The 10,833-nt window shown below is 68.7% G+C and carries 8 protein-coding genes and 2 pseudogenes; 3 read left to right on the forward strand and 7 right to left on the reverse strand.

The genetic code is table 11. The features are described 5' to 3' along the window. Positions 1–240: 240 nt before the first annotated feature. The 5 genes from ACWD68_RS40790 to ACWD68_RS40810 form a co-directional block, all read right to left on the reverse strand. Complete coding sequence (locus ACWD68_RS40790) at positions 241–552, reverse strand: hypothetical protein (protein WP_451811533.1); 312 nt, start codon at positions 550–552, stop codon at positions 241–243. 124 nt (positions 553–676) lie between these two features. Beyond that, complete coding sequence (locus ACWD68_RS40795; protein ID WP_451811534.1) at positions 677–1,552, reverse strand: hypothetical protein; 876 nt, start codon at positions 1,550–1,552, stop codon at positions 677–679. Further along, on the reverse strand, positions 1,549–2,253 hold the full coding sequence (locus ACWD68_RS40800; RefSeq protein WP_451811540.1) for a ParA family protein: 705 nt from the start codon (positions 2,251–2,253) through the stop codon (positions 1,549–1,551). Before ACWD68_RS40800 ends, ACWD68_RS40795 begins: the two co-directional genes overlap by 4 nt. A gap of 188 nt (positions 2,254–2,441) precedes the next feature. Further along, positions 2,442–3,011, reverse strand: coding sequence for a helix-turn-helix domain-containing protein (locus ACWD68_RS40805; protein WP_451811535.1), 570 nt, complete (start codon positions 3,009–3,011; stop codon positions 2,442–2,444). Further along, the gene (locus ACWD68_RS40810; protein ID WP_451811536.1) at positions 3,008–4,513 is read right to left on the reverse strand and encodes a helix-turn-helix domain-containing protein; all 1,506 of its coding nucleotides are present in this window, start codon (positions 4,511–4,513) and stop codon (positions 3,008–3,010) included. The genes ACWD68_RS40805 and ACWD68_RS40810 overlap by 4 nt, the downstream gene beginning before the upstream one ends. 710 nt (positions 4,514–5,223) lie before the next feature. On the opposite strand from ACWD68_RS40810, the pseudogene ACWD68_RS40815 reads away from it, so the two are divergent. Together ACWD68_RS40815 and ACWD68_RS40820 are read left to right on the forward strand one after the other, a co-directional pair. Then, a pseudogene (locus ACWD68_RS40815) lies at positions 5,224–5,604 on the forward strand (DUF5994 family protein); the annotation flags it as partial. Between the two features lie 31 nt (positions 5,605–5,635). After that, positions 5,636–5,754, forward strand: a pseudogene (locus ACWD68_RS40820) (phosphoketolase family protein); the annotation flags it as partial. A 235-nt stretch (positions 5,755–5,989) separates the two neighbouring features. Here the strand turns inward: ACWD68_RS40820 and ACWD68_RS40825 are convergent. Both ACWD68_RS40825 and ACWD68_RS40830 read right to left on the reverse strand, forming a co-directional pair. Beyond that, a complete protein-coding gene (locus ACWD68_RS40825; RefSeq protein ID WP_451811537.1) occupies positions 5,990–6,715 on the reverse strand; it encodes an ANTAR domain-containing protein in 726 nt (241 codons plus the stop codon). 31 nt (positions 6,716–6,746) lie between these two features. Next, positions 6,747–7,550 carry a GAF and ANTAR domain-containing protein gene (locus ACWD68_RS40830; protein WP_451811538.1) on the reverse strand — a complete coding sequence of 268 codons (804 nt, stop codon included), beginning with the start codon at positions 7,548–7,550 and terminating at the stop codon, positions 6,747–6,749. A 2,017-nt stretch (positions 7,551–9,567) separates the two neighbouring features. Here ACWD68_RS40830 and ACWD68_RS40835 point away from each other — a divergent pair. Further along, positions 9,568–9,846 carry a hypothetical protein gene (locus ACWD68_RS40835; RefSeq protein WP_451811539.1) on the forward strand — a complete coding sequence of 93 codons (279 nt, stop codon included), beginning with the start codon at positions 9,568–9,570 and terminating at the stop codon, positions 9,844–9,846. The last annotated feature ends 987 nt before the right edge of the window (positions 9,847–10,833 follow it).

Raw genomic sequence — 10,833 nt, forward strand, 5'->3', positions numbered from 1 at the left:
TCACACCTGGCCCCAACCCACCCACGCCGGCACCCAAGCCATCCACATCAAACGACCCCAACCACCCGCCCCAGACCCGTAAAGCAACGGCATTGGGTCTAGCTGCTGTTCAACCCGCATAACCCGACAGGCGTCGTCCACACCTGAAATCCATGCTCCTCTGGTCTTGCCAAGAGCCGTCCTATTTCACAGACCGCCGCGGGGGCAAGCGGTTCCAGTGGCAGATGGGTTGGTTGCCTGTCATGGCGCTTCGGAGTTGGGCGGTTTGAGATCAGGTGGGTAGCCCTTGGCGCGGAGGAATGCGTCGAGTGCGAGCGCGACGATGTCGCCGTGTTGGACACCGTGGTCCGCGTGGTAGCGGCGGATGCGCCGCTGGAGTTGGAGAGCGTCGGGGACGGCGTAGTTGATCTGACCTCGACTGGTGTTGCGGCCACCGATGACCTTCAACGTGTCTGGATGCGGCACCAACGGGTCGTCGGTCAGGTCGGATTGTGTGTCGAGAGCGTCAGCCAATTCACGCAGCCGGCGGGCGTGGCGTGAGAGATCGGGCATGGGGTGCTCCAGTTCGGTCCAGTAGTCGACTAGTTAGGCGCCTATTGGACTAGTCGACTAGGCGGGCGGATGGGTGTCCGCGAACGAATGGAATCGTTCGCGGACACCCTGGGGACGTGCTGGTTCAGAAGCCGCGGGTGGTGAGCCACTCGTCCAGCGCGACTGAGACGATGTCGCCGATGGGGAGGTGGTCGAGTTCGTTGTCCAGCGCGAAGCGTTTGAGCCGCTTCTTCAGTTTCAGTGCGGCGGGTACGGACGAGTCGAGGCTCTCGCGGGTGATGATGCGCTGGTTGAGGATGACGGCCGTTTCGGGAATGTCCCTGGGGCGGCCGGGGCCGTGAGCCCACGGTGTCCCCTCGCTGGGGGCTGCCTCGGGGTGCCCGCTCTGTTCCTGCTGAGCCCTCGATGCCTCTGCTCTCACTGGGAACGCGGTAGTGCCTGCGACCGGAGCGCCTGTCCGGCGGATGGCCACTTCCGCGAGTGGGGTCGCGGCAGTAGCCGGGGGCGCGGTATGAGACGACCCGTTGTGCGAAGCGTGCTCGTGGGGCTGTAGGGGCAGGACTGTCGGTGTCGCGGATTCAGGAGTTGGGTCCGTGGGCGGCACCTGCCGCTCCACCGGCTCTCCAGCGGGCGGCTGCCACGGCTGGCGGGCAGCGGTGGCTGGGGGAGCCCACTGGCTGCCGGCCGCCTCCCGCACAGGGGTGTTCGGCGCGTCTTCGACGGTCGGCTCGACGGACGTCTGCGCCGCTTCGGGCACCGTCTCGGTGCGATCCTGCGCCGACTCCTCGACGGGAGCTATGGAGGGAGCGGGCTGGACCTGGAGCTCGCTCGCCGGCGCGGGATGGAATTCGTCCTGGGCGATGGTCCTTTCGGCGGCGATCTGCTCGGGGGTGAACTCGGCGCCCGGTGGTGGGGGAGAGGTTGTCTTCTTGGCGGCGCCACCGAGGGCACGCCCGGTGCGGCGGGGCGGGGGCTTGGGCCTGTCGTTCTTCTCGCTCATGCGGTGAGCTCCTTCATCAGCTCGGCGTACTCGCTCAGTTCGGTGGGGATCTCGCCGAAGGCCTCCATGTAGTGCACCCAGGAGTGGATGACGGTTTCGGCGAGCGGGAAAGCTTCGTCGCGGTCGGGGCCGATGCCCTGGCCTTCATCGGGCTGCAGGAGCTGGTCCTTGGCGGTGCGGGGGAGGCTGGTGCGGTCGTCGGCTTTGACCACGACGACGTGGGCGGTGACGTCGCGTTCGTTGCGGGCTGCGGCGCGTTCGGCCTCGTCGAAGGTGGCGACGAGTTTGCGGCGCTCGATCTTGGTGGGGGCGACCGGTACGAGCAGCAGGTTCGCCTCGGTAACAGCCTCGTGGAAGATCCGGGCGCTGCCGCCTCCGGCGTCGACCACGATGGCGCCGAACTCGGCGCGCTTGTCGCGGAGGTACTCGGCGATGTCGTCGAACGGGTACCGCTCGACCACCAGGTTCTCGGGGATCTCGAAGCCGGCGGCCTGGGCGACCTTGAACCAGTCGAAGGCGGACTGGCTGCTGGCGTCCGCGTCCAGCAGCAGCGTGGGCAGCCCGAGGACGACGGCGTAGTAGAGGGCGATGAACCAGGCGGAGGTGGTCTTGCCGGTGCCGCCCTTGAGCATGCCGACGACGATCACGAAGGCGTCCCACGGGCGGGCTGTGGCCGCCGTCAGGGTCCTGTGACGGGTCATTTCGTTCACGTGGGTTCAATCTCCAGAAAGTAGAAGGGTGTTGTCTGGTGTGGTTGGTGGTGGCGCACGTGTGCAGTGGTCTGAAGGAGGAGCGCGTGCCGTGCGGCGACAACGGGGATGGCACTGCTGGGGAGTCGGCAGCTGACCGGCACGCACGGCGTGACAGGCGAGGAGCCAGTTGGGGCCGTTCATGACCGCTTCCCGTGGGTGCGAGCGGGGCCGTGGTGGTGCCGGGGCCGCATGTGGGTGTTGGCCTCGTGCAGGAGCCGGTAGACGGTGGCGACCGAGTAGCTGCACTCTGTGGCCAGCTTCGGTACTGAGGCGCCGGCTTCATACCGCGCCCGCAGGGACACCGCCAGCCTCTTACGCGCTATGGCATCGGTTGCGGAGCGGATACGGAGCGTCTGCTGGGTGGTGCGGGGCGTGCCCCCGGCCTCGATCAGCAGCCGCCGCGCGGCGCGCCGCGTCACCGACCCCGCTGCGGCCAGCTCCGTGAGGGTCGCGCCGTGTTGCTCGTAGAGGCGGCGCAGGTGGGCGGCGAGTTTGCGGCGGGCCTGCCCGTCGCGCATCCTGCGGGTCTGCCACGAGGTGCGCATCACGGTTTCGGCCACGCGCAGGCGGTTGAGGACTGTGCCGTAGGACAGCCCGCTGGTGGCGACGAGTTCGGCGACAGTGGCACCTGACTCGTACTGCTCACGCAGGGCCCGGGCGGTGACTTCTTCGTTCTTGGCATCTGCAGGTGGAGGTTGTTGGTTCATGCGGCGGAGTTCCATTCGCTGAGGGCTTCGGCATGGGCGGCGGCCAGCTCGTCATAGGTGCGCTGGTCGGATGGAGTGATGAGGATCAGTCGTCCATCGGTGGCGACCCGCCACTCGGCGGCAGCGTGGCCTGTCACGGGGTCGAGGACGCGCCCGTCCCGGGCGTGCCACGTCGGCGGGATCTCGTCGGGGCGCGGCCCTGGGACCAGGACCTGACGGCCGTCGCGGACGATCACCACGGCCTGTCTGCGGTGCCCCGCAAGCCGGTCCAGTGCCTCCCGGTAGGCCGCACGCTCGACGGCGTGCAGGGCCTTGCGCCGGGCAGCGTGTCCCCTGGCGTCGTGCCGCTCGGCCACCGTGTCCCAGCCCTGTGCCGGCACGACGTCGAGTCCTGGAACGGGAGCCGGGCTGCTGCTGCCTATGCCCTCCAGAGCACGTGGCGCGAGGGCCCACGTCTCCCCGGTGCGACGGGCAAGGCCATGCTCGGCCAGGCGCCGCAGGGTCCGGTAGACGGTTGCGCGGGAGACCGAGGAGGTGCCAACGAGCTCGCTGACGGTCTGGTGGGGGCGCTGTTGAAGGGCGCCGAAGAGCATGAGGGCGGGACTGCCGAGGCCGTGGTGGGCGAAGGCATCGTGACCCATGAGCCGGCCGAGGACGGTGGAGTCGATGTCGGCCACCGTGACCGTCTCAGGGCTGGTCCACTCCCCAAGTGCCGGGTCGGGGGGGTACTGAGTGGTCCGGAAACGAGACAGCAGAACGGGAGCACCGTGGCTGAGGGTGCTGCCGTCGCCCAGGGACCAGGTCGAGCCCTCGCGACCGTGGCCGACCCGCAGACGGCGCAGCCAGCCGTGCGGTTTGAGGACGGTGTCGTAGACGGCCCGCAGTGTCGTGCGAGAGATGCCCGCTTCCTCGGCGGTCTGCCGCTCGCTGGCGTGGTGCAGGGGACCGCCCGCGATCTCGGCGAAGTTCAGGTGCGCCCGCAGAACGCGCAGCGCGGTCCGTCCCCGCTCCCCGCGCCAGGCGGTGGTCTCGATCCGGTCGCGCAGCGCGGCGAGAACCTCGTACGCGTCGTGCCGGGAGCTAAGCGCGATGGTGGTGCTGACCATCTTGGAGGCGCTGTTCCAGACTCGGCGGATGTAGTCCAGGGCGCGTGTCTGCCCGGAGCGCAGGGCGATGTTGCGGGTGTGCCGTCCACCTTCGTGGTCGGGGTGCAGCAGGAGTTGGGTGAGCTGGTCGATGGTGCCGCTGGCGCGGGCGACGTGGCAGGCGATGGCCGCGGTGATCCGGTGTCCGTGCTCGGCCGCGCCCTGGCGGTCCCCGCGCGGGATCACGGTCCGGCCGTCGAAGGCGAGTCGGCTGTAACTGCCGGTGGCGTAGCGGCCGGTGAGGTCGCCGAGCAGGATCAGATCGGCCGCAGCTGACGGCAGTCGGGAAAGGCCCAGTGGGCCGCGGAGGTGGGTGAAGTGTTGTTGAGGGAGTGGCTGGTGGATGCTTTCTGGCACGGTGGGGTCGTCTCGCAAAGACGTGGACGCCACCCAGGCCCGCTAAAACCACGGGTGGTGCCCGGAACTGACCTCCGTTCGGTGCCGGCCAAGGCCTCCAGGACGGCAATCCTGGAAGGCCGCGTACAGCTGGCCCCGAGCGGAGGCAGGCGTCCCCATCGCAGCTCGACCGAGGTCGAAACAGAGCCCCGCCAGAGTGGTTCACTCTTGATCCACACCGGCCAACTCAGGTCTCTCAGAGCCCAGTTGCAGAGGTCGTTGCCTCTGACTGCCTCTGAGCGACCCGGGTCGAACCGGGGTCGAATCAGAGCGGTTTCCTCTGACTGCCTCCGATCGCCTCTGCAACCCGTCCTAGCAGGTCACAGCCTCATCGCCCCACATAAGCGCAGGTCAGAAAGGTGCGCTAGCTGTACCACTGGTTCCTGGCGAAGGTGGTCATGTGCGGCATGAAGGTCGGCTCCCGTCTCCGGATGGTGGGGACATCGTCGGGACGGGCATGACAAGGGCGCAATAGCGCTTCCGTCTCACGGAAGATGTCCGATGAAATGCCACGTCAGCGGGGTGATGCGTGAGTGTCCTCCCCGGTGGCCGTTGCGATGCTCGTCCACTGGGCCGCCGCGCCGACCTCGATCTCCCGTGGCTATTTGAGTCACGTTTTCGCTCGTAAGTTACGCACGTATGACTGTTTTAAGAGTTCTGTGGCGAATCTGATGCCGGATCCTGGTCGTACAGGAGTAGTCGCCCGCCCCCGCCCCCGCTCTCCTCGTCGTCCGTCGTCCGACGTCCGCCTGCGCCTGTCGGCCCAACCGGCACAGGGCCACATGCCCCGGCGCATCGACGGCGCCTGGTGGCCCCGCTCGACCGATCTGACGTCCGAACTGCCGCCCGCCTGGGGGCACGTCGGCAGCGTCCTGGTGGACGAGGCCGTATGGGCGCCGTTCCCCGGGCGGTTCCTCGTCGCCGATCAGGTGGTACGCCTGCGCCGGACGACCAGCCGGCACGCCCCGTCCACCGTCTGTCTGCTGGCGCCCGGCCGCGGCCGATGGGACCTGCTGGTCGTACCGCCCGAGGCCACGGAGGCGGAGGCCGGGTGGCTCATGGACAGCATGGACACCGCCGCGGGCCGTCGGGCAGATCTACCTCCTGTCCAACCCGCTACTGACCGAGCCCCTGGCTCTTGACCACGTCAAGCCGCGACTGCTGGGGCACTGGGCACCTCACCGGGACTGAACCTGGTCCACAGGGGGGAATCGGTCGCGTTCATGGCACGAACCCGGCTCCGGACCGACTGCGACCGGCCCGAGGTGATCAAATCGCCGAAAGCGAAACGGACATGGGGGTAGATCGCCGCCCGCCAGTGGGCGTCCAGCGCGCTCAGTTCCTCCTCGTCGATGTTGCCGATGCCGGCAGGGGCGTCGAGCGAGGTCTCGCGAGGGGGGCCGAGTGGCATGACGAACCCTTCTTGAAGAGGGCTGCTCAGGAACTTCGGGAACTTAGGCCGGGGAGGAATTCGGTTTCGTCGATGAAGGCGCGGGCGACATCCGAGAGGCGGCGGTTGTGGGAGCGGGCGTAGGCCCTCAGGGTGGTGAAGGCCTGTTCCATGTCCGTGTGGCGGCGTTCGGCGAGTTTTCCCTTGGCCTGTTCGATCAGGACGCGGCTGCTGAGGGCTGTCTGCAACTGCTCGTTGAGGAGCGTGTTGCGCTCGGTGGTGCGTTGTTGCAGCAGGCTGATGGTGGCGACGTCGGCGAGGGCCTGGGCGAAGGGTGCGGCGGCGGGGCTGATGGGTGCCGGGGTGGTGTGGAAGAGGTTGAGGGCGCCGACGACCTCGTCGCGCAGGCGCATCGGCAGCGCTTGGACGGCGTTGAAACCGCTGCGTTGAGCCTGGGCGGTGAACAGGGGCCAGCGGGCTGCCTCGTTGCGCAGGTCGTGGACGGAGACCGCGATTCCGGTGTGGAAGCAGTCGAGGCACGGGCCTTCGTGGTTCTGGAGCTGGAAGAGTTCCAGGAGGCGCACCCGTTCGTCGGAGGCGGCCATGACGCGCAGTACCCCGTCACGGTCGGCGAGCAGGACGCCGGCCGCGCTCGCGTCGAGCAGGTCGACGCAGCGGTCGGTGAGCAGGCGCAGGAAGTCCATGAGGTCGAAGTCGGCGACGAGACTGTCGGCGAGCTCGACGAACGTCCGGGCCATCAACTGTTCCTTCATCGTGCACACCTCTGTGGATGGGGCGTGAGCATCAAGACTCCTCGTCGGGGGGTCGCGCCTCCGGCGGTCGGATGTCGGACGGAGCCGTGTCCGGGGGGAGGCGGAGCCGATGGGCGACCACGTCGGCGGCGACCACCGAGATCCGTGTCCCCCGGGCGTACGCGTGCGCGCGCAGCCGGATGAAGGCTTCCTCGAAGCCGACGTCGAGCTGGACCATGAGGATGCCGGTGGCCTGGTCGATCTCGGCGCGGTATCCGCCCAGGTCGTCGAAGGGCGCGGCGTCCGACCGTTCGGTGGCGGCCGCGTGGGTGTCGAACGGGACACCCGTCTCACTGATCCGGGCATCGAGCAGAATCAACGTGGCAGCGTCGGCGAAGGCCATCGCATCGGCCACCTCCTCCGCTCCCAGCTCGACCGAACTGCTGGAGTACAGGTCGAGTACGCCGGGGCTGACGGCCCCGATCCGCAGGGGGAAGGCGAAGACCGCTCTGGCACCGGCTTCCAGGGCCGCGTCGGCGAACACCGTCCAATGCCGCTGGAGTTCACCGGCCAACAGGTCGGGGCAGAGGACCTTCGAGCCGAGGACGTAGGCATCCACGCACGGTCCCTCGCCCAGGGTGAGCTGGAGTTCTTCCAGATGCTGACTGACGGAGTCGGTGCTGCACAGCGGATGACTCGCCCGGTCGCGAGACATCGCGGACATCCCGGCCCCTCCAACCGGCAGTGCCGCCACCGCCGCCGTACACACGTCGAGGACACCGACCCGGGCGCCGCGCAGAGCCGCCTGCTCGGCCACGAGAGCCTGGATCCGCGCCGACCGGCTGCCGGGGATCATGGCGACCACCGGGTCCAGGAGCGGTGATCAAGTCCCCGCAGCCTCACCGCCGTTCGCACCACCAAGGGGAGAACCGGCGTCAGGAGCACGGCGCCGTCGGCCGCCCTGCGGCCGTCTCCGACGTCCGTCCGATCCCAGGGGAATCCGGACGCGCACCCCACCAGGTTCGATGCCTCAGCGGTCAGCATCGTCGACCCCGGTCGCTAGGTGTCATGCGCGACACGGTGCGGGGCTCCACGTACGGGTCCGCCAGATCCTCCCGCCGTTCCATGGCCTGTTGGCGGTTGAGCCGGCACTGACTCAGGGGCGTCGGGCGAGGGGCGAACGGCTGGTGGTCTGCGCGCCCCCGCGATCGGATCAGCCCGGCCAGGGCCGTCACAGCACGCCGCCCGAGAGGGCGGCCGGTGCCGGGGCGAGCCGGTGCGTGGCCCGGTGCGCGGGAGAGGGCCGCGAGGGCGGTCGGCTCCCGGCGAAGGCATTCGGAAGGGCGAGGAAGCGGGAGTCCGAGCCGGTGAGGGTGCCGAGGCGTTCCAACGCCGGTCTGGACCGGTGCAGTTGCAGGGGATCCTCCGTTCGTGGCGCTGTGCGGCAAGGCGTGGAGGAAAGTGCTGATGCCGCTGCAGTCGCAGGAGGTCACGGCGGTGACATCGACATCGATGGTGTGGATGCCGTCGTGCGGGTACCGCTCCGCCGGCGTGTGCACCAAGGGCACCGATTGCAGGTCGATCTCGCCGGTCAAGGTGACCAGCGCCCGGTTGTCCGTGTCGTGCCGGCAGACGTTCAGGATCGGTCGGATACCCATGGGCAGGGTGCCTCGGTTCACGAGACCGTACCGGGTACGCGGTACGGTCGTACGGTCGTGCGGGCAGGTGAATGACCGATCCAGCAGCCGATGTTCCGGAGCGTAGGACCCAGCCGGTTACCTCGGGATGCGCGGGGTGGGCGGACGGGTGATCCGCTCTCCGCAGGCATGTGGGCCAAGCAGTGGTGGCCCGCCGGGGTCTGGGACGTCCGTACGCAGCATAGTCCCGAGGCCGGTCTCCTGGTTGGTCCGGAGAGGGCACCACGATGTTTACACGGCGGTGATGGGGCGGCTCCCGTGCCGGGGCGCTGATCGCAGGTGAAACCCCGTCAGCCCGGCAGTCGTCCCGTTGTACCGTTCGCTCCGCCGAAGAGGCCTCACTTACCCGCGCGTTCAGCCGGAGAGATCTCCCGGTACCGCCTGGGCGCGAGCCGTGGTTCCTCGGTCTGCGCGTTGGTGTCCGGGTCCTGACGGCCGGTAAATGTCCACAGGATCGATGCCGGTCCTCCGGATCGCGGGAAATTCCTGACTTCCGCGGGGTTCGGGCGAAGCGGAGGGCGGAATGCGCCGCCCGGGTGATCCGGAGTGGCATGGCCTACGCCGTGCTGCCGGTCAACGCCCGGCTACCTCCCTTGTCAACGCGGTCTCGACAAGCGGGAGTTCCGCGGGCTGAGCAGGGGCCGCTGGGGCGAACGGAGCCTCGGCGGGAGGGTTCTCCGGCTCGGTCGGTGGCGCCGGCAGGATGCGGTCCTCCCACCAGGACAGGCCCATCACGGCGGCGAGCAGGACGAAGGGGGCCGAAGCCGGAACGAGCAGCGCGTACATGTGTACCGCCTGCGGTGGTATGCGTGCGACGCGGCGGACAGCACAAGGGTGCCCGTCTGGGGCGCATCGATGCTGCGCCAGGGTCCAGTGGCGACGGCGGGTGCGGGAGCGGCCCGTTGGTGACGGGACGGAGTCCGGCACTGATGCGTGAGGTGCGCCCCCGAAGGAACGCGAGAGGTGATCGACGCTGCCGGGGGCTCGGGCCGTACCACGCACGTTAGCCCTCGCCGCACTCCCCGGACAGACGTCAAGTGGCCATCCGTTTCAGACCTCTTCCGTCGGACGCTGCTGACATGGGGCGCTATCAGCGACCTCTTGAGAGGGCTACGCTGGGCGAACAGGCCCCAGCCCCCGGCAGTGATGGTTTGTTCTGTTCCGGGAAGGCCCGCCGTGTTCGTTCTGCTTCTCGTCCTGATCGTCGTTCTGTTCGGCCTCGGCTTTCTCAATCCCCTCTGGTGGGTGGCCGCGGCCGTGTTGCTCTTCGGCGCCACCCGCTACGGCCGCGATCGCGGGGGAGGCTGGATCCGTGGCGACGGTTCCGATAGCAAGGGCTACCGGGACTACGAGCAGCGCCGGGACCGTCAGGACCGCTGGGACCGCCGCTACAGCCGTCAGAACCGGGCGCGCTGGAGGCGCGAGGACCGTCGGGACCACGAACGCCGCGGGTGACCGGTAGACCGCCCCGTCGTGCAGCCGGCGGCCCGTGCCAGGGGTGCGCCACTCGCGGATCTCGGCTGCCCGGATCATGCGCTGTCCCTCTTGAGCGGGACGCCCGTCGATGCGAGCCGCTTCCCTTGGAAGGTCGCGGCCTGGCCGGAACCGCCAGTTCGGCTGTGACAACGACTCCGGCGCAAACTCGCCGGAGTCGCCCTCCGGGCGGCTGCACGTGAGAGTGAGCCAACCCACCATCCATGCTAACGCCGGTGGCGCGGCTCGTACTTTTCTGGATCGTCAATGCTGGGTCCTACCCAGCCGATGCCTGTGCCCCGGCCTGCGGCCGCCGACCCGGCGGTGGCGGCCTCGTCCCGCCCGTCGCCGTTCGAGGCCGATTACCCCACCGCCAAACACGCGAAAATCTATGTTGGCCAGAGTAGACATTGACTGATCGCCTGGTTATGGTTTCTCTCGTAGCCCAGAGGGACAGCAGGGCCCGGCGGAGACGAACTGCCGGGCAGCAGTACCGCAGTCGCAGTGCGCAGGACGGTGCGGTGGTGGAGTTTCGAAGCCAGGGTTGTTGCAGGACGGCGACGGGACTGACGACCGGACCGGGTGGCCCGCAGTGATCAGGGGCCGCCGCGAGCAGTACCGCAGTGGCAGTACCCGTAAGTGCAGTTCGCAGTACCAGCAGTGAAGTCAGTGAGCAGCACCTCGGTGAAGGCGTCGGCTGCTGGCGCGCGCACCGGGAAGTTCGGCAGTGGGGTTCCAAGCCGGAGCAGACGCAGGACGGGCGACGGGGCTGGCTGGCGAAGAGTGGCGCTGTCACAGGCCACAGAGCAGTACGCAGGAAAGCAGTACCAGCAGTGGGTAAGTGATTGATCCCAGAGGGAAGAAACGGAGGAGCCGAGCGCCATCAGGATCGCCCGGGCGGAATGCTGAGCCCGGGTACCGCAGGACATCGATAGTGAGGTGGTCTCCGGTCAAGCAACCGCGATCCCC

The organism is Streptomyces sp. NPDC005141, from assembly GCF_053599975.1.